Source organism: Lichenibacterium minor, from assembly GCF_004137685.1.
GTDB lineage: Bacteria > Pseudomonadota > Alphaproteobacteria > Rhizobiales > Beijerinckiaceae > Lichenihabitans > Lichenihabitans minor.
The window spans coordinates 1-25,521 of the sequence record NZ_QYBB01000016.1 but is presented as its reverse complement, the minus strand read 5'-3'; the positions used below and the strand labels follow the sequence as shown (position 1 = coordinate 25,521).

At 69.2% G+C, this 25,521-nt stretch carries 22 protein-coding genes, 1 tRNA gene and 1 pseudogene; 14 read left to right on the top strand and 10 right to left on the bottom strand.

Annotated features, from left to right (window positions below; all coding sequences use genetic code 11):
- Positions 1-113: 113 nt before the first annotated feature.
- The 5 genes from D3273_RS14820 (at position 114) to D3273_RS14800 (ending at position 5,120) form a co-directional block, all read left to right on the top strand.
- Positions 114-1,436, top strand: a complete 1,323-nt coding sequence (locus D3273_RS14820) for an ABC transporter substrate-binding protein (protein WP_207210783.1) — start codon at positions 114-116, stop codon at positions 1,434-1,436.
- 82 nt (positions 1,437-1,518) lie between these two features.
- Positions 1,519-2,436: a carbohydrate ABC transporter permease gene (locus D3273_RS14815; protein WP_129227665.1), complete on the top strand. Its 918-nt coding sequence runs from the start codon at positions 1,519-1,521 to the stop codon at positions 2,434-2,436.
- A 9-nt stretch (positions 2,437-2,445) separates the two neighbouring features.
- A complete protein-coding gene (locus tag D3273_RS14810) occupies positions 2,446-3,261 on the top strand; it encodes a carbohydrate ABC transporter permease (protein ID WP_129227664.1) in 816 nt (271 codons plus the stop codon).
- 13 nt (positions 3,262-3,274) lie between these two features.
- Positions 3,275-4,396 (top strand): ABC transporter ATP-binding protein, encoded by a 1,122-nt coding sequence (locus D3273_RS14805; RefSeq protein ID WP_129227663.1) that lies wholly within the window; start codon positions 3,275-3,277, stop codon positions 4,394-4,396.
- A 526-nt stretch (positions 4,397-4,922) separates the two neighbouring features.
- Positions 4,923-5,120 carry a hypothetical protein gene (locus D3273_RS14800; RefSeq protein ID WP_129227662.1) on the top strand — a complete coding sequence of 66 codons (198 nt, stop codon included), beginning with the start codon at positions 4,923-4,925 and terminating at the stop codon, positions 5,118-5,120.
- A gap of 4 nt (positions 5,121-5,124) precedes the next feature.
- On the opposite strand, the gene D3273_RS14795 is transcribed toward D3273_RS14800, so the two are convergent.
- The 5 genes from D3273_RS14795 to D3273_RS14775 form a co-directional block, all read right to left on the bottom strand.
- Positions 5,125-5,304 carry a hypothetical protein gene (locus D3273_RS14795; RefSeq protein ID WP_129227661.1) on the bottom strand — a complete coding sequence of 60 codons (180 nt, stop codon included), beginning with the start codon at positions 5,302-5,304 and terminating at the stop codon, positions 5,125-5,127.
- 129 nt (positions 5,305-5,433) lie between these two features.
- Complete coding sequence (locus D3273_RS14790) at positions 5,434-6,444, bottom strand: alpha/beta fold hydrolase (protein ID WP_129227660.1); 1,011 nt, start codon at positions 6,442-6,444, stop codon at positions 5,434-5,436.
- A 73-nt stretch (positions 6,445-6,517) separates the two neighbouring features.
- Positions 6,518-6,781 (bottom strand): hypothetical protein, encoded by a 264-nt coding sequence (locus D3273_RS14785; RefSeq protein ID WP_129227659.1) that lies wholly within the window; start codon positions 6,779-6,781, stop codon positions 6,518-6,520.
- Between the two features lie 103 nt (positions 6,782-6,884).
- Positions 6,885-7,163, bottom strand: coding sequence for a hypothetical protein (locus D3273_RS14780; RefSeq protein ID WP_129227658.1), 279 nt, complete (start codon positions 7,161-7,163; stop codon positions 6,885-6,887).
- Between the two features lie 169 nt (positions 7,164-7,332).
- Positions 7,333-7,689 carry a hypothetical protein gene (locus tag D3273_RS14775; protein ID WP_129227657.1) on the bottom strand — a complete coding sequence of 119 codons (357 nt, stop codon included), beginning with the start codon at positions 7,687-7,689 and terminating at the stop codon, positions 7,333-7,335.
- A 140-nt stretch (positions 7,690-7,829) separates the two neighbouring features.
- Between D3273_RS14775 and D3273_RS14770 the strand changes: the two genes are divergently transcribed.
- From D3273_RS14770 to D3273_RS14760, 4 genes are all read left to right on the top strand, one after another.
- Positions 7,830-8,447, top strand: a complete 618-nt coding sequence (locus D3273_RS14770; protein ID WP_129227656.1) for a DsbA family oxidoreductase — start codon at positions 7,830-7,832, stop codon at positions 8,445-8,447.
- Positions 8,448-8,547: 100 nt separating this feature from the next.
- On the top strand, positions 8,548-8,673 hold the full coding sequence (locus D3273_RS29655) for a hypothetical protein (protein WP_281011295.1): 126 nt from the start codon (positions 8,548-8,550) through the stop codon (positions 8,671-8,673).
- Between the two features lie 137 nt (positions 8,674-8,810).
- Positions 8,811-9,896, top strand: a complete 1,086-nt coding sequence (locus tag D3273_RS14765) for an SMP-30/gluconolactonase/LRE family protein (protein ID WP_129227655.1) — start codon at positions 8,811-8,813, stop codon at positions 9,894-9,896.
- 109 nt (positions 9,897-10,005) lie between these two features.
- Positions 10,006-11,781, top strand: coding sequence for an adenylate/guanylate cyclase domain-containing protein (locus D3273_RS14760; protein WP_245501170.1), 1,776 nt, complete (start codon positions 10,006-10,008; stop codon positions 11,779-11,781).
- Here the strand turns inward: D3273_RS14760 and D3273_RS14755 are convergent.
- Together D3273_RS14755 and D3273_RS14750 are read right to left on the bottom strand one after the other, a co-directional pair.
- Complete coding sequence (locus tag D3273_RS14755; RefSeq protein ID WP_129227654.1) at positions 11,751-13,190, bottom strand: GGDEF domain-containing protein; 1,440 nt, start codon at positions 13,188-13,190, stop codon at positions 11,751-11,753. The genes D3273_RS14760 and D3273_RS14755 overlap by 31 nt on opposite strands.
- Before the next feature lie 228 nt (positions 13,191-13,418).
- A complete protein-coding gene (locus D3273_RS14750; protein WP_129227653.1) occupies positions 13,419-17,348 on the bottom strand; it encodes an AsmA family protein in 3,930 nt (1,309 codons plus the stop codon).
- A 223-nt stretch (positions 17,349-17,571) separates the two neighbouring features.
- On the opposite strand from D3273_RS14750, the gene D3273_RS14745 reads away from it, so the two are divergent.
- The 3 genes and pseudogenes from D3273_RS14745 to D3273_RS14735 all read left to right on the top strand — a co-directional run bounded on the left by D3273_RS14745 (position 17,572) and on the right by D3273_RS14735 (position 19,722).
- A tRNA-Glu gene (locus tag D3273_RS14745) sits at positions 17,572-17,647 on the top strand.
- A 78-nt stretch (positions 17,648-17,725) separates the two neighbouring features.
- Positions 17,726-18,953: pseudogene (locus D3273_RS14740) on the top strand (IS256 family transposase).
- A 184-nt stretch (positions 18,954-19,137) separates the two neighbouring features.
- Positions 19,138-19,722, top strand: coding sequence for a hypothetical protein (locus D3273_RS14735; RefSeq protein WP_129227652.1), 585 nt, complete (start codon positions 19,138-19,140; stop codon positions 19,720-19,722).
- A 37-nt stretch (positions 19,723-19,759) separates the two neighbouring features.
- Here the strand turns inward: D3273_RS14735 and D3273_RS14730 are convergent, their stop codons facing one another.
- Complete coding sequence (locus D3273_RS14730) at positions 19,760-20,284, bottom strand: IS630 family transposase (protein ID WP_245501169.1); 525 nt, start codon at positions 20,282-20,284, stop codon at positions 19,760-19,762.
- Entirely contained in the window at positions 20,251-20,823 is a 573-nt protein-coding gene (locus D3273_RS14725; RefSeq protein WP_129227650.1) for a winged helix-turn-helix domain-containing protein, read from the bottom strand. Before D3273_RS14725 ends, D3273_RS14730 begins: the two co-directional genes overlap by 34 nt.
- A 494-nt stretch (positions 20,824-21,317) precedes the next feature.
- Here D3273_RS14725 and D3273_RS14715 point away from each other — a divergent pair, with 494 nt between their 5' ends.
- Together D3273_RS14715 and D3273_RS14710 are read left to right on the top strand one after the other, a co-directional pair.
- Positions 21,318-22,151 (top strand): hypothetical protein, encoded by an 834-nt coding sequence (locus tag D3273_RS14715; protein ID WP_129227648.1) that lies wholly within the window; start codon positions 21,318-21,320, stop codon positions 22,149-22,151.
- Between the two features lie 239 nt (positions 22,152-22,390).
- The gene (locus tag D3273_RS14710; RefSeq protein ID WP_129227647.1) at positions 22,391-24,043 is read left to right on the top strand and encodes a DUF927 domain-containing protein; all 1,653 of its coding nucleotides are present in this window, start codon (positions 22,391-22,393) and stop codon (positions 24,041-24,043) included.
- Between the two features lie 851 nt (positions 24,044-24,894).
- Here D3273_RS14710 and D3273_RS14705 read toward each other — a convergent pair.
- Positions 24,895-25,521 (bottom strand): alpha/beta fold hydrolase (locus tag D3273_RS14705; protein ID WP_165359503.1); only part of this gene is annotated, 627 nt, incomplete at its 5' end.

Sequence of the window (25,521 nt, the reverse complement as noted above, 5' to 3'; positions counted from 1 at the left end):
CGCGTTCGCGTGGACGACCCACAATCGCGCTTGACAGCGAGGCCCGCAAGTTCGAGCATTTGCTCTCACGCTGAGCAAAGTTCGCGGTCGACGAACGGCCGCTTGAGGGAGGAATGGGAATGCGTTCTGCTCGTTTGGGCGGGCTCGTCGCCGCGCTGCTGGCTTCGACCATCGCCGCCAGGGCCGACAATGCCACGCTGACGATCGCCACCGTGAACAACGGCGACATGATCGTCATGCAGAAGCTGTCTCCGCAGTTCGAAAAGGAGACGGGCATCAAGCTGAACTGGGTCGTGCTCGAGGAGAACGTGCTCCGCCAGCGCCTCACCACCGACATCGCCACCAAGGGCGGCCAGTTCGACGTGATGACCATCGGGGCCTACGAGGCGCCGATCTGGGCCAAGCAGGGCTGGCTGCTGCCGCTCGACGACCTCGGCGACGGCTACGACTACAAGGACCTGATCCCGCAGGTGAAGGAGGCCACCACGGTCGACGGCAAGATGTATGCCGCGCCGTTCTACGCCGAGTCCTCCTTCACCTATTACCGCAAGGACCTGTTCGACAAGGCCGGCATCACCATGCCGGAGAAGCCGACCTACGCGCAGATCGCCGAATACGCCGACAAGGTGTCCGACAAGAAGAACGGCATCTACGGCATCTGCCTGCGCGGCAAGCCGGGCTGGGGCGAGAACATGGCCTTCCTGAGCACGGCCGTAAACGCCTTCGGCGGCGAGTGGTTCAACATGAAGTGGGAGCCGCAGCTCACCACCCAGCCGTGGAAGAGCGCCATCGACTGGTACCTCGACGTGATGAAGAAGGACGGCCCCCCCGGCCCGACCGCCAACGGCTTCAACGAGAACCAGGCCCTCTTCGCCAACGGCAAGTGCGGCATGTGGATCGATGCCACCTCGGGCGCCGGCCGCATCTACGACCCGAAGCAGAGCCAGGTCGCCGACAAGACCGCCTTCACGGCCTCGCCCGTGACCGACAAGGACCCGAAGGCGTCCGGCTGGTTCTGGTCGTGGAACCTCGCCGTGCCGGCTTCGACCAAGCAGGGCGACGCGGCGAAGAAGTTCATCGCCTGGGCGACCTCCAAGACCTACGTCGGCCTGGTGGGCAAGTCCGAGGGCTGGGTGGCGGCACCTCCCGGCACCCGCCTGTCGACCTACAGCAACGCCGACTACCAGAAGGCGGCGCCCTTCGCCGCCACCGTGCTGAAGGCCATCGAGACCACCGATCCGAAGCACCCGACCGTGGACCCGGTGCCCTACACCGGCGTGCAGTTCGTCGCCATCCCCGAGTTCCAGGCCATCGGCACCAACGTCGGCCAGGACATCTCGGCGGCCCTCGCGGGCCAGGATTCGGCCGAGGCCGCCCTCAAGAAGGGGCAGTCGACCACCGAGCGCACCATGAAGCAGGCCGGTTATCCCAAGTAACGCCGCAAGACGCGACCGCCGGGGCTTCACGCCCCGGCGGTTTCGGTTCAGGATGACCGCAAGACCGAGACGGGAGGCCGCCATGTCGACTTCAGCCCTGCCGCGCGATGCGGTCGCGGCCCCCAGGGCCGGACGCTCCAAGCGCGGCGTCGACACGCGGCCGCTCGTGTGGCCGAGCATCGCGGCGCTGCTGGTGTGGATGATCGTCCCGCTCGCCCTGACGCTGTATTTCTCGTTCCGCAACTACAACCTCACCGATCCGACGGTGCAGGGCTGGGCGGGCGTGAGCAACTACACCTACCTGCTGACCGACCCGTCCTTCATCACGTCGATCGTCAACACCGTGTTGCTGGTCGGGGGCGTGCTGATCACCACGGTGGTGTTCGGCACCCTGTTCGCCGTGCTGTTCGACCAGGACTTCTACGGCCAGGGGATCTCGCGGCTCTTCGTCATCGCGCCCTTCTTCGTCATGCCGACCGTGGCGGCGCTGGTGTGGAAGAACCTGCTGATGGACCCCGTCAACGGCCTCTTCGCCTATATGGCGCGCGCCGTGGGGCTCGATCCCATCGCCTTCTTCAGCACGGCGCCGCTGTTCTCCATTGGCATCATCGTGGCGTGGCAGTGGGTGCCCTTCGCGACGCTGATCCTGCTCACCGCCATGCAGTCGCTCGACCGCGAGCAGATCGAGGCGGCCCGCATGGACGGCGCCAAGGCGGTCGCCCGCTTCCGCCACATCATCGTGCCGCACCTCGCCCGCCCCGTCACGGTCGTGGTTATGATCGAGACGATCTTCCTGCTCGGCATCTTTGCCGAGATCCTCGTCACCACCAGCGGCGGCCCGGGCGACGCGTCCACCAACCTCGTCTACCTCGTCTACAAGACGGCGCTGCTGCAGTTCGACATCGGCGGCGGTTCGGCGGGCGGCATCGTGGCGGTCGTGCTGGCCAACGTGGTCGCCATCTTCCTCGTGCGCACCGTCGCCCGCAACCTCGACAGCTGAGGGCTCGCCATGAAGGCCAAGCAGCGCAACAAGATCCTGATGACGTTCCTCGGCTGGGGCGTCGCCTTCCTGGTGTTCTTCCCCATCCTGTGGATGGCCATCACCTCGTTCAAATCCGAGATCGACGCCATCACGCCGTCGCTCGTCTTCCATCCGACGTTCGAAAGCTACGCCACGGTCAACGAGCGGGTGAACTACTTCGGCGCGGTCATCAACAGCGTCGTGGAGTCCGTCGGCGCCACGATCGTGTGCCTCGCCTTCGCGGTCCCGGCCGCCTACGCCATGGCGTTCTACCCGGGCCGGAAGACCAAGGACCTGCTGATGTGGATGATGTCCACCAAGATGATGCCGGCCGTCGGCGTCCTGGTGCCCATCTACATCCTGTTCCAGCAGTTCGGCCTGCTCGACACCTGGACCGGCATCATCGCGATGTTCACGCTGATGAACCTGCCAATCGTGGTGTGGATGCTGTATTCCTTCTTCCGCGAGGTGCCGAAGGAGATCCTGGAAGCGTCGCGCATGGACGGCGCGACGCCCCTGCAACAGATGCGGCTGCTGCTGCTGCCGCTGTCCCTGCCGGGCGTGATGTCGACGGCGCTGCTGTCGGTCATCCTGTGCTGGAACGAGGCGTTCTGGAGCATCAACCTGACGAGCGTGAAGGCGGCGCCGCTCACGCAGCTCATCGTCAGCTTTTCCAGCCCCGAAGGCCTGTTCTGGTCGAAGCTGTCCGCCGCCTCGCTTCTCGCCATCGCGCCGATCCTGGTGTTCGGATGGCTCACCCAACGTCAACTCGTGCGCGGCCTGACCTTCGGCGCCGTCAAGTAAAGGGCTCACCGCCATGGCAACCGTCACATTGAAGGACGTGCGCAAGAGCTACGGCGCCGTCAACATCATCCAGGGCGTGGACCTCGCCATCCAGGACCGCGAGTTCGTGGTCTTCGTCGGCCCGTCGGGCTGCGGCAAATCCACCCTGCTCCGCATGATCGCGGGCCTGGAGGAGATCACCTCGGGCGACCTCATGATCGACGGCGCCGTGGTCAACGACGTGCCGCCCGACGCGCGCGGCCTCGCCATGGTGTTCCAAAGCTACGCGCTCTACCCGCACATGACGGTGGCGGACAACATGGCCTTCGCGCTGAGGCTCGCCAACGTCCCCAAGGCCGAGCGCGACGCCAAGGTGATGGGCGCCGCCAAGATCCTCCAGCTCGAGAAGCTGCTCGACCGGCGGCCCGGCCAGCTGTCGGGCGGCCAGCGGCAGCGCGTCGCCATCGGCCGCGCCATCGTGCGCCAGCCCAAGGTGTTCCTGTTCGACGAGCCCCTGTCCAACCTGGACGCTTCGCTCCGCGTGCAGATGCGCATCGAGATCGCGCGCCTGCACGCGGAGCTGAACGCGACGATGATCTACGTCACCCACGACCAGATCGAGGCCATGACCATGGCCGACCGCATCGTGGTGCTGCGGGCCGGCAGGATCGAGCAGGTCGGCTCGCCGCTGGAACTCTACCACTATCCCGCCAACACCTTCGTGGCCGGCTTCATCGGCTCGCCGAAGATGAACCTCACGCCCGCCACCGTGAAGGCGTCTCACGCGAACGGGGTCGACGTGGTCCTGCCCGGCGGCGGCGTGGCGTCCATCCCCGTCGAGCCCCGCAACGCCACGCCCGGTGCCGCGTGCACGGTGGGCTTCCGGCCCGAAAGCCTGTCCATCGGGGCCGAGGGGCCGCTCGGCGGCAAGGTGGCGGTGGTGGAACACCTCGGCGGCGAAACGCTGGTCTACGTCGACGTGGGCGACGGCCATCTCGTGACGGTGAAGGCGGCCGGCAGCACGTCGGCGCGCATCGGCGACGTCGTGCGCCTCGCCGTCAACACCGAGGAAGCGCGGCTGTTCGACAAGGACGGCATGGCGATGACGCCGATGCACCGCCGCGCCATCGCCGGGATGTCGGTCGCGGCGCAGTGATCCGGGCCGCCACCGCGCGGCCCGGGCGTCTCCCTCCGCCGGCGCGGACGGGCCGCGTCGTCAGCTGAAGGCTGTCGTCGTGAACCGTGGAGGATGGCTCCGCTGGAGCCATCCTCGTGGGGTCGACGGGAGACTCGCGGAAAGAGCGGCCGCGCGGATCGACACCCCGAGCGACGAAGAGTGCCCAGCCTCTCAGGCATCGCGGTGCGACGTCCGCCCGGTCCATCGAAGCTTTCGCCGGGACGGACGGGCCGGCTGCAGGCGGCTCCTGCCTTTCGGCTGGTCCCGCAGCGAGACAACCGTCGCCCACCGTTCACGACGGCTTCTCGGCCGCCGGTCGCCGGGCTGCGGCCCGAATGCGGCGGAGGCCGATAGGGGCTCAGCGGCGGCGCGAGCCGCCGTCCGGCGACGACCTCGGCCCCGAAGCGGGGCGCGACGACCGGATATGAAAAATTTGCGACGGCAGCCCTGCAACCCCATCGCATTTCAGCCGTATCCCCTCGCATGCCGAGAAGGGATAGCACCCATGCGAGAACGACAGGGCCAGAACGACCGCGCCACAGGCCTGAGCGGCAAGGAACGCGGGGCCATCGAGGAGTTCCTCGTCTACATCGAGGAGCGCGTGAGGGACGTCGAGCCTGTCTGTGCCGAACTCGTGCGCATGGCTCGGCTCGCCCTCGCCGAACCCGACAGCCTGCAGGACCTCGGCAAGGTCCTGCACTGACGGGTCAGTTCGGGATGCGGAAGGACGGCCCGGGGGCGCGGTCGTGCAGCGCCAGGACGGTCGAGCGCACCTTGAAGCTCTGGCAATCGTGGTTCTTGGCGACGGCGTGCCCGGCGGTGAGCACGATGGCGCCGACGGCGACGGCGGTGAGCTTCACGCGGAGGGCGTGGATCGGGAGGGTCATCGAGCGTCCTGGAAGGCGAAAGGAAGTGTGTCTGTCCGGCGTACAAACGCCTTCGGATTGGGGCGGGAGCGCGGCGGGCTCCCGCCCGTGGCCGCCCGGCATGGCCGGGTTGCGCGGCATTTGCGATCTTTACTTTAAGAAGGCGTTGAGGGCGGGAAGGAAAGCGCCCGGCTGTTCGAGGTGCGGGACGTGGCCGCTGTTCTCGATCACCGAAACGCTGCAGTCCTTCACCTCGGCGCAGGCCGCCCGGGCCAGGACGGGGAAGTTCCCCATCGCGGCCGTCCTCGCCGGGTCGCCATAGGCCTTCATCACCACCGTGCGGTCCTCGGCGCCGACGGCGATCAGCACCGGCATGGCGAGATCCCGGTATTCGGAGCGGACCGGCTGGCGGTAGATCATCTGGTAGGCTTCCGCCGAGGACTTGGCCCAGCGGTCGTATTCGGCCGAGGCGGCGATGCCCATGCGCTGCGCGACGAAGGGCTCCTGCTCCTCCTTCGGGTAGACCACGAAGTAGCGGGCGATGAAGGCGCGGTAGGACTCCGGCGTCTGCTTCAGCTCCGCGGCGGTCAGCGTCGCCGTGGTCTGCGGCGGGATGTTCACCCTGTAGTCCTCGAGGCCGATCGGATCTTCCAGCACGAGCCGGCGGACGCGCCCCGGGTGCAGGAGCGCGAAGCGCACCGCCAGCATTCCGCCCGTGGAATGGCCGACGAGGTCGACCGGGCCCGCCACGCCGAGGCGGTCGAGCAGCGCGGCCGTATTGGTCGACAGTTCGTCGAACGAGTAATCCAGGTCGGGCTTGGACGACTTGTTGAAGCCGACCTGATCCGGCACCACGACGCGGGTGCCGAGGCCGGTCAGGTCGGAGATGACGTTCGCCCAATAGTCGCTGGAAAAGTTCTTGCCGTGCAGCAGCACGGCCGTGCGGCCGTTGGGCGGCGCCGTCGGGGCCACGTCCATGTAGGCCATGCGCAGCGGCTGGCCGCCGTTCACGACGTCGAAGAAATGGACGGGATACGGGTAGGGCCACCCCTCGATGCCGATGCCGAGCGGCGGCGCGGCCTCCGCCGCGCGGGACGGCGTGCCCGCCATCGCGGCTGCGAGCAGGCCCAGGCCTGCCACCAGCACCTTGGCTCTGGCCATCGTCGCTCCTATCGCGAAGCCGGGGCGTCTGCCCCGGCGGATTGCATGCAGATGGCCGAAGCCCGTCCGCCGATCAAGGGCGGCGATGGCGGCGGTGGCGCAGGACGACGCGGTGGGCGGGCCGGCGCGGCAGGCCCAGCACGCCGCGGACCCCGCCCACGACGCCGCCGACCGCTCCCCCCACCACGCCGCCCACGACGCCCCCGACGGGCCCCGCGGCCCGCTCGCCCGTGGCGGACCCCGAGCGGGCGCCGCCGAGGATGCCCTGGGCTTCGGCGGCCACGGGGGCGCACAGCAGGGCCGCGAGGCCGGCGAGGAGGGCGATGCGCTTGTTCATGGTGCGTGGATCTCCGCTGCGGTCCCGCCGCGCTCCGTCGCGCCTCGGGTGTCGCCGGAAACGCCGGCTGGGCGAAAGGGTTCGCGGCGGCGCGGAGCGGAGGTCAGTTCTGGGTCGCCTCGGCCGCCTCCGCCATGGCGATCTGCTTCGTCAGCCCGTCGATGATCGCGCGGGCCATGCCGAGATCGAGGCGGAGACGCGCCGTCACGACGTTGGCCATCGACGTCCGGTCGCCGTTCAGTTCGCGATGCACGGCCGCGCAGAGCGTGACGTCCAGCTTGCCGCCGACCGGTCGATGGAACGACGCTACATCGACGACCCGGATGGGCTCGTTGTTGGGATCGATGAAGGAGTGATCCCGCTGCTTGGTCCTGTCCTGCACTTCTGAGCCCTCGTGTTGGGGCGCCCGCGCCAGCGCGATAGGGGCGAGACGGCCGCGGCGCAGATCGCTCTGAGGGAAAAGGGCCGCGGCCATCCGAGCCGGCTGGGCCGGCTCGGCGCGACCATAGCGGGGATCGCACGGGATGGAAGCGCCGCCCGCCGCCGGAGCGCTATCGCGCCGCGTCGGGCGGCGCGGGCCGGCCCAGGCCGAGCCGGCCCACCACCTCATCCATCGCCGCCCCTTCCGGGACCAACGTCATGCGCCCCGGGGTGCTACCCAGCACGACCGCCACGGCGCGCTTCGGGCAGACGTCGAGGCAGCCGACCTCCACCACGGCGACCTCGCGCCGGAGCGCCTTGACCTTGCGCAGTTCGCCCTCGTCGAGGGAGCGGCGCAGGGCCTTGGCGAACGTGTCGTCGCCGTCCGGGCCGAAGCCGCCGTCGAGCTTCCTGGAGCACTTGCGGCACACCAGCACGACCTCGCGCCACTCGGCCCTGACCTCCTTCCACCCCTTGTCCTTGCTCACCCGATCCGTCCTTCGCGCTGCCGTCCCGACCGAGATGGCCCGCCCTGCCCCCGGCGCAAGGCGCGAAGCGCGCCGCGCAACCCACCCCGGCGGCGGGCGTTGCGTCCCGACGACGCCGAACCGAACCCTGGGAGATCCGCATGGCCAGCGAAACGACCATCCTGGTGTGGAGCGACTACGTGTGCCCCTTCTGCTACCTCGCCCTGCCGGTGCTGGCCCGCGCGCGGTCCGAGCTCGGCGTCGCCGTGCAGTGGCGCGCCTTCGAGCTGAGGCCCGAGCCGCAGCCGACGCTGGATCCGGACGGTGAGTACCTCCACAACGTGTGGGAAACCGCCGTCTATCCCATGGCGGCGCAGCGCGGCATGACGCTGCGGCTTCCGCCCGTGCAGCCGCGCTCGCGGCTCGCCGCCGTCGCGGCGGCCTTCGCACGCGACGCGGGCGCCTTCGACGCCGTGCACGAGGCGCTGTTCCGCGGCTTCTTCGAGGACGGGCTCGACATCGGCGACCGCTCGGTGCTGCTCGACATCGCGACGCTGTGCGGCCTCGACAGCGCCGCCCTGCACCGCGCCCTCGACGACGAGACGCTGACCGCCCGGGTGGTGGCCGAGGAGCAGCTCGCCGCGCGCGTCGGCATCACGGGCGTCCCCGCCATGGTGATCCGCTCGGCGGACCGCCACTACCTGCTGAGCGGCGCCCAGCCCTTCGACGTGCTCCAGCACGCCGTCGAGCAGGCCCGGGCCGGACAGTCCGACGCGTGACGGCGCACCCGCCGACCCACGACGATCTTGACCGCTGATTGAACCCAACCGCCGGTGTCGATCGTTGAACGGTCATGAGTCAGGGACAGGGAGATCGGCGATGAACAAGGGTGACGGTTCCATGACGTTCGACTGGATCTTCTTCGCCATCGTGGTGATCCCCATGCTCTTCGCGCTCTGGGAGCTGTTCAAGACCCCCAAGGGCCTGGATCGGAACCGGGGCTGACGCCGGGATCCGGCCAGGGCCCAGGGGGCCGGCCGGATCGATCCCCTGCCGCGGGGACGCCCTCCCCGCGCGCTTTCTCCGGCACCTTCGAAGGCGACGAAGCGTTGGGCCGCCACACTCGGTCCGAAAGCTTCCGCATGCGTTCCCTGCTCGCCGCCACGGCCCTCCTCCTCGCCCTGTCGCCCGTCGCCCGGGCCGCGGACGATCCCGGCAGGCTCGCCCCCGTGCTGCAATCGCGGCTGATCTTCAACGGCATCGCGACGACGAAAGACGGCCGCACCTTTCTGCCGTTCCAGCGGCAGACGCCCGGCGAGGGCATCGAGGTGGGCGAATGGGTCGACGGAGGACCGAAGCCCTTCCCGGACGCGCTTTGGAACGACTTCCCGGCGCGGGGCGACGCAGCCCACGCCTTCGTGGGGGTGAACGCGCTGCGCATCGGCCCCGACGGCCAGCTCTGGATCGTCGACAAGGGCGCGCCCGGCCCGGGCCAGGACGTGCTGCCCGGCGGCGCCAAGGTGGTGGTGGTGGACCTGTCCACCGGCAAGGTCAGCCGGACCATTCCCCTCGACGCCGTGACGGGCCGGAAAAGCTTCGTCGACGACATCTGCTTCAACGGCGATCGCGCCTACCTGACCGACGCGGGCCAGCCGGGCCTGATCGTGGTCGACCTCAAGACGAACCGGATGTGGCGCGCGCTCGACGGCGACAGGTCGGTGACGGCCGAGCGGACCCTGATGGCCGACGGCAAGCCGCTGGTGGACCCGCAGGGCAAGCCGGTGGTCATCCACGCCGACCAGCTGGAAGTCTCGCCCGACGGCAAGACCCTGTATTTCCAGCCCTGTTCGGGTCCGATGTACCGCATCGAGACCCGCTTCCTCGACGATCCCGACACCGCCGACGCCGAGCGGCGCCAGCACGTCGCCTTCTTCGCCGACACGCCCTCGACCGGCGGCACGGCGATCGACGCCGCCGGGACCATCTATTCGAGCGACACCGAGCACCTCCGCATCCTGAAGATCGCGCCGGACGGGGCGATCTCGACGCTGGTGGCGAGCCCGGAGCTCGATTGGGTCGACGCCATGTGGATCGACGACGCCGGCAACCTGCTCATGCCCGCCGCCCAGTTGAACCGCACGCCGGCGCAGAACCACGGCGTCGACGCCGTGAAGCTGCCGACGGTGGTGTACAAGCTGCCGATCGGGGCAACGCCGGTCCGGCGCTGACCGCGGCGCGGACAAGCCGGCCGGAGCCTGCCTGCCCGCGCGGCCCGTGGGCGCAGGCCCGGGTGCCGACCCGGGCGCGCCTTCGGCAGGGCGGGACGAATGTGTTACCGTGGTCCCCATCGACATCCGGCGCACCGCCGGCCGCTTCCCGCCGGAGTCCACGCCCATCGCCCTGCCCGCTTGGCCCGACGCGCTGCGGTCGCGCAGCCTGCGGATCTGGTCCGGCGGGGTGCTGGGCCTCTACCTCCTGGACCATTTCATCAACGTGGCGCTGGGCCTCGTATCGGTGCGCGCCATGGAGGCGGCCGGGCCGTGGCTCGGCGGGTTCTGGCACGCCCCACCCGGCTCCGCGCTGCTGGTGGCGGCCCTCCTCGTCCATTTCGGCCTGTCGCTGAGGGCGCTGTACCTCCGGCGCACGCTGCGCATGACTCTTCGCGAAGCGTCGCAGCTCGGCCTGGGACTCCTGCTGCCCTTTCTCATCCTGTCCCACGTCGTCGGCGCCAGGATCGTGCCGGCGCTGACCGGCGTGCCCTCGACCTACGCCGACCAGGTCCGCACCTTCTGGATCGTCAGCCCGGGGGGGGGTGCCCGGCAGGCGCTGGCCCTCGTGGTCGCCTGGGCGCACGGCTGCCTCGGCTTCTGGTTCGCCCTGCGCGCCCGGCCGTGGTTCGCCCGCTGGACCGGCGCCCTGTCGGCCGCGGCGCTGCTGGTGCCCGTGCTGGCGCTGCTCGGCTTCGCGGAAGCGGGGCGCGAGCTCGCCGCCCTGCCCTGGCACCCGCGCCCGCACGCGGGCGCCGCGGCGGTGAGCCCGGAAGCGCTGAAGAACTGGCTCACCCTCGCCTTCGCGGCGCCGATCGCGGGCGTGCTGCTGGCGCGGGGCGCGCGCGTCTGGCGCGGCCGCCACCGCCGCATCCGCGTGAGCTACCCGGACGGCCGCACCGTGTCGGCGCCCCGCGGCTCGACCGTGCTCGAGGCGAGCCGCATCGGCGGCGTCCCGCACGTGTCGCTCTGCGGGGGACGGGGCCGCTGCTCCACCTGCCGCGTTCGGGTGACGGACGGGCGGGACGGCCTCCCAGCCCCGAGCGCCCAGGAGCGCGCCACGCTGCTGCGCTCCAACGCCCCGCCCGGGATCCGCCTCGCCTGCCAGCTCCGCCCGACCGGCGACCTCGCAGTGATGCCCGTCTTCGCGCCGCCGCGGCCGCGAAACCCCGGCCTGCCCGCGCCACGGCTCGCCTCGGCGAGCCGGGAACGCGAGCTGGCGGTGCTGTTCTGCGACCTGCGGGGCTTCACCCGCCGCGCGGAGCACTGGCTGCCCTTCGACACGGTGTTCCTGCTCAACCGCTATTTCGAGATCGTCGGCGAAGCCGTCGAGGCGGCGGGCGGCTACCTCGACAAGTTCATCGGAGACGGGGCCCTGGCGCTGTTCGGCCTCGATGCCGCCCCCGATCTCGCCTGCCGGCAGGCGCTCACCGCCGCGGCCGGCGTGGCGCGCGGCCTGCGGGCGATGAACGACGCCTACGCGGCCGAACTCGGCGAACCGCTGCGCATCGCCATGGGCCTCCACTTCGGCCCGGCCATCGTCGGCGACATGGGCTACGGCAACGCCGTGGGGCTGACGGCCGTGGGGGACGGCATCAACGTGGCGAGCCGTCTCGAAAGCGAGGCCAAGGAGCGCGACGTCGAGGCCGTGGTGTCGGCGGCCGTGCTGGTGCGCGCCGGCCGCGACGTGCCGCCCGGGAGGGTCCGCGCCATCGCGGTGCGGGGCCGCGTGGCGGCCGTCGACGCCCTGCTGTTCGCCGCGGCCGAGGAGCTCGGCGTCCCGCCGGAGGCCGCAGTGCCGGGGCGCAGCGGCCCTCAGGCCGGCTGCGGCTCGGGACGCGGGTAGCGGGCGGCGACGCGCTCCCCGCCGCTCGACCTGTTGCGGCCGTCGCGCTTGGACCGGTACAGCTCGGCATCCGCCGCTTCCACCAGGATCCGGAGGTCGGGCGGGGTGCCGGCCTCGGCCGAGGCGAGGCCGGTGCTGACGGTGACGATGCCGGCCGTGGCGCGCTCGTGCGGCTCGGCCATGCGGGCCACCGCGCCGCGGATGGCTTCCGCCACCGCGAAGGCCTCGCGGCGACCCAGCCCCGGCAGCAGCACGATGAACTCTTCCCCGCCGTAGCGCGCCGCGACGTCGACCCCGACCCGCATCTCGCCCTCGATGGCGCGCGCGAGGGCGACGAGCACGCGGTCGCCGGCGACATGGCCATAGAGGTCGTTGAAGCTCTTGAAGTGGTCGGCGTCGATCATCAGCACCGACAGGGGGACGCCGTCCCGGGCCGCCGCGTCGCAGCGCGCCGCGGCCCGCTCGAAGAAGCGCCTCCGGTTGGCCAGCCCGGTCAGCGGATCCGTCGACGCCAGCACGTCGAGCGCCCGCTCGGCCGCCACGCGATGCTGCAGTTCCCCCTTCAAGCCGAACAGCAGCGCCAGGATGCCCGAGCACAGCGCGGCCATCACGGCGCCCAGCACGGTCGCCTTGATGCGCCAGCCGGCGTAGACGGCATCCGTCGTGGCCGCGACGGCCTGGATCAACGGCAGGATGCCGACGCGGCGGAAGGCGAAGAGGCGGGACTGCCCGTCGAGGCTCGACACGCCCTCGAAGGCGCCGGTGTCGGGCCCGATCATCCGGTCGAAGACGGGGTTCCCCTTGAGGGACCGGCCGATGGCGCCGCGCAGCTCGGGTTCGCGCACCAGCAGCGTGCCGTCGGCATTGAGCAGCAGCAGGACCCCGCCCGGCCCGAGCGGCAGGTGCTGGTAGGTTTCGGTGAGGTAGCCGAGGTTGAGGAAGCCGACCGCCACCCCGCCGAAGCTGCCGTCGTCGGCCGTGATGCGGCGGCTGAAGGCGACGTGCCAATCCGGCTTGCCGGGGACGTGCATGGGCCGGCCGATGTAGAGGCCGACGTCGCGGGACGCCTGGGCCTTGAAGAAATCCGCCTCGCGGAACTCACGCGTGGGCGGCGTCGCGGAATGCGAATCGGCCACCACGGCGCCGGTGCGGTCCACCACCAGGATGGCGTCTATGAAGCTGGCCGTGGCGGAATGGTCGAAGACCACCAGCTGGCGCAGCTCCGGGTCCAGGGCCCGGATGCGCGGGTCCGACCAGGCATCGCGCGCCGCCTGGATCGACAGGTCCAGCAGCTCGACGTTGCGGTCCAGGTCGCGCGCCAGCGCGGTCGTGAGGTTGCCTTCGGCAGCCTCGGCGGCGCGCCGGGCATCGGCCCGCGAGTCGGCCAGCACGACTGCGAACACCACCACGATGGCGGCGACCGCCGAACTGATCAGGAGGAACAGGCCCCGGCGCGGCGCCGAGCGTCAGGAGGCGGATGGCAGCGGTGAACGGAAGGATCATGGGGCTGGGGTGCGTTCCTGCGGCCGCCAGGAAGCCACCTCCCCCCTACGATCGCGTTAAGTCCGCGCCATCGACGGGATGGAAGCATGCAATTGTCGCCGGAAGCACCGGACCGTGCCGGCGATGCCCGGCCGTCACGGGTCGGTGCCGCGTTCCCGGACGATGCTGGGCGGCGGCGGGGGATCGAACGGGTTGCGGCCCTTGGGGGTGGGGGCCCGACCCGGCCGGGAGCGCAGACGACCGAGCGGGCCGCCCTCGGCGCCGAGGTCGAGCGGCGGGTCGGTGGCCTGGAGGGCGCGATCGATGAAGCGCTGCTTGTCCGCCTCGTCGCGGGCGGCCCGGTCGCGGATGGCCTGGTCGCGGGCCGCCGACTCCACCTGCGCCTGCATGCGGGCGTCCTCGGCCTTCTGCCGCGCCGCCTCGGCCCGGCGCGCCTCGAGGGCCTGCTTCTGCGCTTCTGCGGCCGCCCGCCGGAGGTCGGCCGCGGCCTGTGCCTCTGCGGCGGCGCGGGCCGCTTCCGCCTGCCGTGCCGCTTCGGCCTGCTCCCGCTCGGCCTGCCGCCGCTGCGCGGCGGCCTTGAGCTGCCGGTTGAAGGCCGCGCGCTCGCGGATGTCCTGCTCCATGACGTCGATGCGGTCCTGCGCCCGCGCGATCGACCGGGCCTGAACGGCCGCGACCAGGCCGGCCACGTCGATCCCGCGCGGCGGGTCGACGCCGAAGGGGCCGGAGCGCGTCACCACCACCTCCCCCTCGGCCGGCACCGCCCCGAGGGCGACGCGCGTCGTCATCGTCAGGGCGCGCAGGTCGGAGGCGACCTCCGTCGCGGCGGTCCAGCCTGCAGCGGCCGAATTGCCCGGAAGCGGCGAAGTCCCCGTCCGCCGCACCGGCCCGACGCGCAACACTCCCCCGGCCAGGGTCGCCGGCGCTGCCGCGCCGCCGAGGTCGAGCGGTGCCGCGTCGAGCGCCGCCGCGACGTCGCGGCGCAGGGCGTCGGGGTCGGGCGGCGTCGGCAGCGCGGAACCGCCCCGCTCCGCGGCGGCGTCGCGCGCCGTCACGGCCGCGAGCACGCGGGCCGGGGCGGCGGGATCCGTGCGGGCGAGCGCCGCGCCGGACAGCGACACGGTGCCGGTCCCGGACAGGGACGCCACCAGCGCGGCGCGGCTGGTCCCCGATGCCGCGACCTCCTCGTCCCCGCCGAAGCGCCCCGACAAGCCACCCTCGTCGAAGGCCACGTCGTGCCAGGACAGGTGCCCGGACAGGGTCGCCCCGGGCCCGTCGCGGCGGATCGCCATCCCGCCGCCGACCGCGCCGCCCCGGAGGCCGCCGGCGAGGTCGGATAGCACGACGCCGCCGGGCGAGGTGCGCAGCGTCGTCGACACGTCCCGCGCGTCCAGCGTTCCCCGCAGCGGCAGGTCGGCCACCGTCAAGGCCAGCTCGGCCCGCGGCAGGGCGGCGGCCGGTGCGAAGGGCCGCGTCGACCACCCCGTGTCGCCGGGCGCCTCGGCCGCGGGCCCGAGCGCCAGCCCGAGCAGGGCATCCGCCGGCAGGCGGTCCACCGCGAGCCGGCCGGTCAGCACGGGGAGCGGCTCGCCACCGACGGCGCGGCGCGGGACGAGGTCGACCGCCAGGTCGCCCGCGACGGCGACCTCGGCCACCCGGGCCGACAAGCCCCGCCAGCGGACCGCCGTGCCGTCCCACGCGACCTCGCCGGCGCCCTCGCCCGGGACGGCCGCCCCGGGCGGCATCAGGCCGAAGCCCGCCATCGCGGGCCGCAGGTCGGGCGAGCGGATCGACAAACGCCCGGCCCCTCCCAGGCTCCCCGCCCGGCCCGCGTAGGACAAAGCCGTGTCGCCCAGCGAGGCGTCGAGATCGCCGGTGAAGCCGTCGGCCAGGGTACCCTGCGCGGTGCCCGTGGCGCGCGCGGCCGCCGGATGCGGCATCGCGAAGCCGAAGCGGCGGAACAGGTCGGCGCCGTCCGGGGCATCCGCGGTCAGCGTCAGCGTGAGGGGGCGATGGAAGACGTCGCGGCCGGCGGCGGGCCCGGAGGGTCGGAGGGTCGCGTCGACATGGGCGCCGGTCGCGGCGCCGGCCAGCGATAAGGCCGTCGGCGCCAGCTCGCCGTCCGCCGCCGCTGCGGCGTCCACGGTCAGCGTCGCGTCCAGCGGCGCCAGCAGGGCGGCCCGCGCCCGCACGGTCGCGGCGGCGGGCGCGGGGAGGAACGGCGCGAGCGCGTCGGCCACCGGGCCCGCCTGCGGCGCCGACACATGGACCGCGGCGCGCCCTCCTTCGGCGTCGCGCGACGCCGTGGCGTCGAGCCGGCCACCGGCGATCTCCAGGGAGAAGCGTTCCAGGCGGGCCCGGTCGCCCGTGCGGGTGGCGCGCAGCGAGACGGGACCGGCCGCCACGGTTCCCGCCGAAGGCGAGCCGACCGTCACGGCACGGGCCGCGAGCGACAGGTCGAGGTCGATGTCGCGCGACGCCGCGGTGGCGGCGGACAGGTCCGGCATCCCGTCGAGGACGAGGGCGTCGGCGGACAGGTCGGCGACGACACGCGCCCGCCCGGACCCGGCCGCCGGCGTGAACGAGGCCGCGCCCGAGACGGCCGAGCCGTCGAGGCGGAGATCGAGGCCGCGCGCCGCGACGCCCGTGGCGGACGCGTCGAGCGTGCCGCGCGCCGCGAGGCCCCGTCCGGGGATCACGGCGGCCAGCCAGTCGGCGACGCCCGGCGACACCGGGCGGAGCCAGGCGGCGGTGCGCGGCAGATCCTTCGAGCGCACCTCCGCCCGGCCCCGGAAGGCGGCGGACGACGGGACCGGCACGGCGCCGAACGGCCCCGCGACCGGCGGCGGCGGTCCGGGTTCGACGCGCCCGTCGAGCGCGACGTGCGCGCCGTCAGGCCCGTCCACGGTGAAGGCGAGGGCGGCGCCGGGCCCCGGGCCGAAGCCCAGCGTCGCCGCCGCTCCGAGCGCGGTCCGCCCGGCCAGGGTGACGGTGTCGAACGCGGCGTCGAGGTCGACGCGCAGGGGCAGGCCCGTGAAGCCCGCACCGTCGCCGACGCCGCGCATCAGCAGGGCAACGAGGTCCAGGCCCTTCGGGGGCGCGACGTCGGACGCCGCGGGAGACACCGCGAGCCCGTCCACGTCGAGCCCCGCCCCGTGCAGCCGCAGGCTCGCCAGCGGCGGCGCCGGGCCGGCGCCATAGGCGGCGGTGCCGTCCCCGGACGCGATGAGGGCGCGCAGGTCGGCGCCGGCGCGGACCTCGACGGCCGTGGCCTGCACCCCGTCGCGGTCGACGGACAGCCTGCCGGTGGCCCGCCACGGCACGGTGGCGGGCGTGCCGTCGAGCGTCACCTGCCCGACGACGGTCGCGGTGCCGTCGAAGCCGGGCCCGAGCCCGCCCGGGCGGACCGCCGCGGTGCCGTCGAGGTCGATGTCGGGCCGGGTGCCGGCGCCGCCGAGATGCAGCTTCACCCGGAGCCGGCCGCCGTCGAGCGCGCCGGTGCCGAGCCGGAACGGCAGTCCGCCGATCCGGCCGGCCGCCTTGAAGGGCCCGCGCAGGCTCGTGGCCTCGCCGTCGAGGTCGAGCCCCGTCAGCGTCGCGCGTCGCCCGTCGGCGAGGGTCAGGCCGAGCGTGCCGTCGCGGAGCGCGAGATGGTCGACGGCGACGCGGTCGGCGGCGGTCCCCGAGGGCAGGTCGAGGCCGAGGCCCCCGTCCTTCGCCTGCACGAGGTCGAGCTTCGGGCCGACCAGCGTGGTGTCGACGACCTGCACCTGTCCCCGCATCAGGGCCGCGAGCGACAGCTCGGCGTCGAGCGACCGGGCGCTGAGGCGGGGCCGCCCGCCCGCGCCGTCGCCCACCGTGACATCGCCGAAGCGGAACAGCGGCTTGGGGATCAGCTTCAGGTCGATCGGACCGGCCACCGACACCGGGATGCCGGCGGCCTCGGACAGCTTGCGCTCGATCAGGGCGCGGTGCCCATCCCAGTCGACGAGGTAGGGACCGACCAGGGCCGCGGTGAGGACGCCGATCAGCAGGATGGCCAGGACGGTCAGGCTGTCGCGCAAGGGGCTCGGGACGATCGCGGTTCGAGGCGACCGGCCGACATGGGCGGCGCTGGGCTCAACCTATCCCGAAACGGGCAGCGTGGGAACACGGCGCCGCGGCAAGACCCCCGCCACCCCGCCGAAGCCCCCCGGAGAATGAACCGGCCCTGGCATTTCCCGCTTGCGGTCCCGGGCCGGGCTGGCTATAGACCCGACATCGGCGGTGCAGCGCCCCGCACGATCCGCGCCCATCGTCTAGCGGTCCAGGACGTCGCCCTCTCACGGCGAAAACCGGGGTTCGATTCCCCGTGGGCGCGCCAGCGTTTTCAGCGACTTAGCTGGCCTTGCTTTTTTCGGTGTCCGGTCTGTGTCCGGTGGACGAGGCTGGATCGAGTAGGATGGGTGTGGACGATCCCCTGACGGAGGTGCTGCGGACCGGTGCCCGCCAGCTTTAGGGTCAGGCTGTGGAACTTGAAGCCGAGGCCTTCCTGACCGAGCGAGCGGATCTGAAGCTCCTCGATGGTCGGGTGCGTCTTGTCCGGCACGGGCATGGTCCCGAGCGCGAGGTCCAGACCGGGATCGGCGCCGTCCCGGTGTTTCGCCCGAAGGTCCGGGATCGCGGGGCGGGCGAAGGCTCTAAGCGCATCCGGTTCACCTCGGCGATCCTGCCGCGGTGGGCTCGGCGGACGCTCAGCCTCGACGCCCTGCTGCCGACGCTGTACCTGCGCGGCATCTCGAGGGCGACTTCCAGGAGGCTCTGTCGGCGCTGCTGGGCAAGGACGCTCCGAACCTGTCGCCCTCGGTCATCGGGCGCCTCACGGCTGATTGGCAGGCCGAGCATAATCGCTGGCAGGAGCGGGACCTGTCGGCCCGGCGTTACGTCTACGTCTGGGCAGATGGGGTCTACCTCCAGGCCAGGATGGAGGAGCAGTCCGAGTGCATGCTGGTCCTCATCGGAGCCACACCGGAAGGCCGAAAGGAACTGGTCGGGTTTCAGATCGGCGTGCGGGAAAGCGCCCAGAGCCGGCGGGAGCTGCTGGTCGACGTGAAGCGTCGCGGCCTCGCCATCGCACCCGAGATCGCGGTGGGCGACGGCGCGCTCGGCTTCTGGAAGGCGCTCGACGAAGCCCTGCCCACCACCCGCCACCAACGGTGCTGGCTGCACAAGGCCGCAAACCTGCTCAACAAGGTGCCGAAGTCCGTTCAGGGCGCCAGGAAGGCCGACATCCGCGAGATTTCAGCGGCGCCGACGCGAGCGGCGGCCGAGGCGGCGATTGCGGTGTTCGTCGAGAAATACGGGGCGAAGTCTCCCAAGGCGACCGAGTGCCTGACCCGAAACCGTGACGCCCTGCTGGCCTTCTTCGACTTCTCCGCCGAGCACTGGGATCACCTGCGGACCACGAACCCCATCGAGTCCGTCTCCGCCACGGTCCGACACCGGACCGTCCCCACCAAGGGCGCCCTGTCGCCACCACCGCCAGACTGATAGTATTCAAGCTCGTCATGGCTGCCGACAAGACTTGGCGCAGGCTGAGAGGAGAAACCCTGTTGCCGAAGATCATCGCCGGTGTCACCTTCAAGGATGGGACTGAAGTCATCGATGTCCTTGCAGACCGCGCCGCCTGATAACAGCCGTTACCCAGTTTCCATCATAGCTCATCGGCACTCCATCACACATGAAGCGCGCAACAAGCTCCGCATATTTGGCCCACCATATTCAGGAATGACAAAACGCTTGGCGATTTGCAATGATAGACACAATGGACTGACTGCGCTTCCTAGTTCAAAAACTTGCCTATCGGAGAAATTCATGCCTGATAATTACGATTTTTTAGGAAATGCAGCAGATAATTGGCTCAGCTATTGGGCTAAAATCCCGGGATGGAATATCAGTGAGACTGCGGCTCTTCTTTTGGGCCTCGATCCTGATGCTAAGGAAGAGCTCAACAAAAGCGAGCCTTTTTTTAGGCTCCGAAGACTGATGTTTAGAGCTCGTAGCATGGGAATAATCCAGAGTCCGGATACACCCAAAGAACGCGTAGAATGGGCACTCTCTGCCGGTCTTCCAGTTCCAGAAGCACTCAAGGAGTTAATCTATGCCGGTAGCCCCATCATTGATTGGAAAACCAAAGCGGAAAAGTATAAAAAGCTATACAGATCGAGAAAGCAAAAGAACTCCAAACTGGAAAAAGCCTTCAATGAAAATGCTAAATCGAGAAATTCCCTATCTAATCTTATTTATATAATGGCAGTTGAAAAGTACAATTTCAAGCGGAATTACAGTCCAGCCGCAGCCAACATCTGCCACGCTGCTACGAAAAGAGGCCTAGAGAACTTTCCAACACCTCAGGTCGTAGCGAACTGGTTGAAACTAGCCGCGGATGAGGTTGAGTAGAACGATGACATTTTTATGTCATACCAGATCCCCGAGATTAGACCGGGGCCTGATTTTTGGGCCACCAAGCGAAGTTGGTGCGGGAGCTGATCTCGGGTTGGCGGGTGGTGAGGTTGCTGCACCGCTCGGTGATGGTGTCGATGAGCTTGTCCAGGTTGGGGACGAACGTGTTGACGATGGGCTCGTCCACCAGCGTCCAGAGCGTCTCGGCGGGCTGCAGTTCGGGGCTATAGGGCGGCAGGTGGACGAGCCTGAGCCCATCGGGCACGGCGAGGTTGGGCAGGGTGTGCCAGCCGGCATTGTCGAGCAGCAGCACGACGCGCTTCTTGGGACCGGCTCCGACCGCCTCGGCAAAAGCGGCGAGCAGGCCGGCGAACAGCGGTTTGGACACGGTGTCGGTCAGGTACCACACCGTCTCCCCCGTGGACGGGCCCACGAAGGCGGTGACATAGAGGCAGTGGAAGCGGTGGTGGCCGAGGGCTGTCGGACGCTGCCCCTTGGGGGCCCACACCGAGCGCAGCACCGGCTTCAGGCCGAGGCGGTGCTCGTCGGTGCAGAACACCTCGACTGGCGTGCCGGGGTGGGCAGCCGCCTCCTCGGCGACGACGTCCGCCAGCTTTTTTTAAACGCCGCGGCCTCTTCGGCCGTGGCGGACTTCGGGTTCTTCGGCCGCGGCCGCTGCAGCGTGTAGCCGAGCGCCTTCAGCGCCTCCCAGCCGCGCTGGGGCAGGACGCGCTCGAGGCCGAGATGCGCCGCCATCACGTCGGCCACCTTGCGGCTCGACCACAGCCCGCCGTCGGGCGGCGGCTCGGCCAGCCGCAGTCGCACCGCCTCCAGCACCTCCGCGGTCAGAAGGCTCGGCTTGAGGCCGTTGCGCCGCCGCCCGTTGGCCAGGGCGTCGGGCCCGGACGCGTTGTAGCGTGCCAGCAACAGCTCGATCCAGCGCGCCCCGAAGGCCGTCACCTTCGACGTCGCTCCGACCGTATGGCCCTGCGCCAACAGCCAGATCACCTGCACGTGGCGGGCCTCGACCGGATCGGGGCAGGTCCTGAAACGTCGCTCCAGTTCCGGGATGTCTAGGTGATCCGCGACGCGCCCCATGCCACAGCCCTCCAGCAGAGCCTCTAGCCTAGGCGCATCTTGACGCAACGGGAGTCCGCTCCCTGCGAATCAGTGTCCCGGATCTCGTATCACATTTCCAAACTTGATTTTCAGTCCTTCTCAGATTTTGCGCTGTAGGTCAGTCCGACATCTTCTGTAGGAGTGAGAGATGGCTGAAAGCTGGTTTAAGCAGGGTGCGCTCATGCGTCTCTCACAGATTGTTAGGCCGAGTGGGCCTGTTCCTGTGAGCAAATCGACATGGTGGGCAGGCGTCAAAGCAGGGCGCTTCCCTCAGCCAATCAAGATCGGCTCACGGATCACATGCTGGCGCTCTGAAGACATCCAGGACGTCATCAATGGCGGTAGAATGTCAGCTCCTGAAACGGGAGCAAACGCAGCAACTGCTAAGCGGCGTGACGAAGTCTGCTGCCCTCTCTCGGCTCTGAGCACCACCACCTATGTCCAATCGGTTGAGCACGGGAGCGATCATCTCGATGTGGAAGCTTGAGCCGATTTCTGCAGCCGTACTCGAGGATCAACTCAGGGTATCGATCCTCAGGAGGCAGGCAAAACTGATCCTCCCCGAAAGCTCCTCGACTGATGCAGCAAAGGCTATGTCGAGGTTGGCTTCACGCATCGAAAAGAATACGCGAAAAAAAATCGGCTTTGAGACTCTCGCCTCTTCGCGATGCGCTAGACGCTGGAAAATCAGGCTCGGCGAAAGCGTGAGAGAAATTCTGTCAGTGTTTCCGAACGATCAAATAGCATTTTTCACGATTGTGCCAAACGCGCGATGGGAAATTGCAGGTCAGCAGCTAAGCGGGATAAAAGCAGCATCTTACCTGGAGAGGCTTCGCCAACAACTCATCAGAGTTGGCCTTTCAAGCTGCACCGGCATTATTATAGCTCGGCTGCATGGCGAGTACGATCCTACACGAGACGTCTATCAGCTACACGTGCATATGCTCGCAGCAGGAGATACCGTCGCAGTCGTGGAAAGACTGAGGAGGCTACCGGTATACCGTCGACCGAAGGATATGCGGTGCGCTTTCGTCAAGAAACCGATATTCAGACAGCCACTGCGAGACCTGAAGCGCCAGCTCTCCTACCATCTTGGCATGTCGTTTTGGCCTTCGAAGCCTTCCTATTATCGGGATGGCGTGTTGCGACGGGCAGCTGAGCGTCGCCGGTTGCCGAGTGTTCGATTGGCAGAGTTCCTTGTTTGGCTCGACTCTCAAACGCAGGAAACTCTAAACTTGTTCTACGGATGCAGGGGGTGCGGACAATCGATTGTCAGGACCAGACGCGAATACCCGCAGGGCGAGTGATCTGAATGAATCCCGGTATTCCCGGTTTTCCCGGCTCTCCCTCCTCCTCTCGTAGGTAGACCATGTGGCAGAGATGGAGTGTTGTTCATTTTCATCTGACAGTTTAGGGCAGGATGGGCGAATATCTGCTTATCACCCCGGCTCCTGATTAGGATCGTGCCCTGATCTCGTGTACGTTTTTGTTACCTGCTTATTCCCGCCCCTTCCCGGGTTCCCCACAAGGTCTTTCGAGGCTCATCATGGTGCAACATCTTCCAGGGCCATCGGTATCTTCTCAACCAGGAGCACCCTTAACACTACGAGTGCGTGGCTACACAGACCAGTTTAATGAGCGGTGGGTAGGCGTTCACGGCCAGAGTTGTCGTGGCTACGTCCGCCTCCAAGATCTAGGCGACACTCGCTATGCCTGGGCTGGTGATCTCACCCACCAAGGTGTGACGGTCATCACCTCCGCCACGCGAGCCAGCATCCTTCGCGAGGCTGAGCGAGCGTCTTTCACCCGTCCCCTACTCGCTGTCGATCGCTATGGCTGGGTCGGTGGTCGCTACTTCTGGCCCGGTGATACCGTTCCCCCTCGCCTTGGTGGTGATCCTGCCGTCGACGCTCGTGCGGGGCTGGACGCCGCCCCCCCTCTGTCAGGCTGTTTCGCTGATTGGGAACTGGGGGTGCGCGGGTTGATCGAGGGGCAGAGCCTGCCCATTTTCGCCCTGAGCTGCGCCTTTGCAGGCCTGCTGCTGCCCCTTGTCCCTGGAACAGTCGAAAACCCCGGGTTCGAGATCTGCGGGCCGTCCAGCAACGGCAAGACCACCCTGTTGCGTTTGATGGCCAGTGTGTATGGCGGGCCCGAGGCTTTGCGTACCTGGCTCACCACTGCCAACGCCTTGGAAGACGCCGCCGCCCGCTGCGGGGGCGCGCTCTTACTCGATGAGGTGGGGCTTTTCGTCTCGTCTGGTGATCGCAACGGGGCTCGCGACTACCGCAACGCCATCATGCGCCTGGCTGAAGGCAGCCCCAAGCGGCGGCTGGGTGAGGCCGCTGGGCTCCCGCATCGGTTTGTTTTCGTCAGCAGCACCAACACCGCCGTTACCGATCTGCTCGTGGGAGTCGCCCCCGACGAGGCGGCTGCCACTGCCGCCCGCCTTGTCACCGTCCAGGCCGACGCGGGTGCGGGGTTGGGGGTCTTCAGCCACCTCCCCGAGGGTGTGGACAGTGCGGCCGCCGCCGCGGCAGCCCTGGCCACTCTCGCCGCCCGTGACCACGGCTGGGCCGGGCGACGGTTTGTGCGCCGGCTGGAGCACCTCCTGGGCGCTCCCGGAGGGCGAGCAGCGCTGCTGCGGATGGTGGAGCGGCGGATGTCCCGCTTTCGCCGTCAGGCTCACAAGGGTGAGCCGCTGGCTGGAGTCGAGGCCCGTGTGCTCGCCAAATTCGCTCTGGTGGCAGCCGCGGGCCGCCTCGCGCAGCGGTGGGGCGCTTTGCCCGTTAACGGGGTGGAACAGGCGGTGCTGGCCGTCTATGCTCGACGTTGTCAGTTTCCCGTGCCCGCCGCCGGCCCCCAATTCGCCTCCGAGCGGGTCGCCGCCTACGTCCAGCGGCACCGTGCGGCGCTGCACGATCTGCGGCGGGCTCGCTATCCCTCGCTGACGAGCGCCCAACTCGACGCCGCCCCGGGGTTCGTCACGGAAAAGGCCGGGGCGACGTGGCTGCTCGTGCGCAAGGCTCGCTGGGCAACGGAGTTTGGAGCCGAGGCGGCAGGTTTGCTGCACCGCTTAAAGCGTGCAGGGCTTCTGTGGACCCGTGAGGGGCTGCAAACGCAAGAGCGCGTCCGGTTATCTCATACGAAGGACCGGGTCTACCGCATTCGGATCGATGTCAATAACAATCTATATCAGTAAACAGCAGCGTTGGCCTTCTTACAAAGAGGAACACGAAATGGGATAAGTCGCCACGGAAAACATCATCAAGGGAATGATCTACAGCGATCGACGCCATGAGGCTCGTTTGGTCGTACGTCGTGCCATTAGCGGTTTGCTCGACGAGCTCTCACCCACTCTGTCACGAGAGCACGCACTGGAGATTATCGTCGAGTCTGCCATGGGCTTTCGAGCATGGGATCAGCAATCTTCGGCTGAGATCTCGCTTCAAGTGGGTCGCTTGGATCGGCGCGTGCGAAGCGGAGAGCCGATTGAGATGTAGCCACCTGCGAGCGCCTTAATCCTGAAGGGCACTGCATGAACCCAGCACGGCGTGGTCCATTCCCGTTCCGAGTGGACGTGCCGTGTCTGGACCAGCGCAGCCATTCAAAGGCCCGCCACCGTCCCGCCGCGCCTGCTGTCGGCCGCTTCGATTGCCATCCAGCGCCAGCGAGCGAGCGTTGACGGCGGGCGACAGCACACGCGACACGGCGTCGGACGGCCCATGCGACATGTCTGGGAGCGCTGCACCCATCCGGGAGACCGGCACAGTGCCCGAATTTGCTGCTGACCTCTGGATTGCGCGCGCGTCATCGTGAGCGTCGCGGCGCGCCGCCAACGGCGACAACGGGTGGGAAGCGGAACGGCTGGTTACGGATGAATCCATGTCCAAAGCTGCCATTTGTGGTTCGAAAAAGATACCTCGGCACTGGAACGACGGCTTTCTGCCCCCACTCCCGCGGGCTGTCCTTCTCAAGGAGAGGCTCGGGTCATGGCCGGAGATGCCGCGGCGCTGATCCGGAACGCCAAATCGCGCCGTCATGACCCAACGGTCAGGAGAAGTGCTCGATCAGCATCGCCGCTATCGTCGCCGGCACCTCGCGGGTCGGGAAATGGCCGACGCCGTCGAGGAGCTTGAACGCGAACGGGCCGTTGAACTTCGACGGCACCTCCTGGCTGGCCTCGGGTGGGTTGACGCCGTCCACCGCGCCTTGGACGTAGACAGTCGGTAGAGAAAGCTGTTTCGTCGCCTTGATCCGGCCTTCGAGCGCCGCCGAGCGTGGGTCTGGGGCGGCCTCGTCCCATCGTGCGCGATAAGAATGCAGCGTGACGTCGGCCCAGTCGGGGTTGTCCCAAGACGTCGCAACGGCGTCGAACGTCGCCGCGTCGTACCAGCCGGGCGGGCTCCAGTTGTCCCACATGACGCGCGAGAACCCCTTGGGGTCGCGGCGCACGGCCTCCGCTCCCCTTTGGGTCGCCTGGAACCAGTGATACCATTGCCGCTGCGCCTGCGCGAACGGCGGCGTCGGTGCGCCGCCGAGGCGCGACGGCGTCGACAGCATGGCGATGCGCGTCACACGGTCAGGCCAACCGACCGCGAGAGCCTCGGCGGTGTTGGAGCCCCAGTCGTGGCCCGCCACGACGAAGCGTTCGATTCCGAGTGCATCCATGAGGTCGAT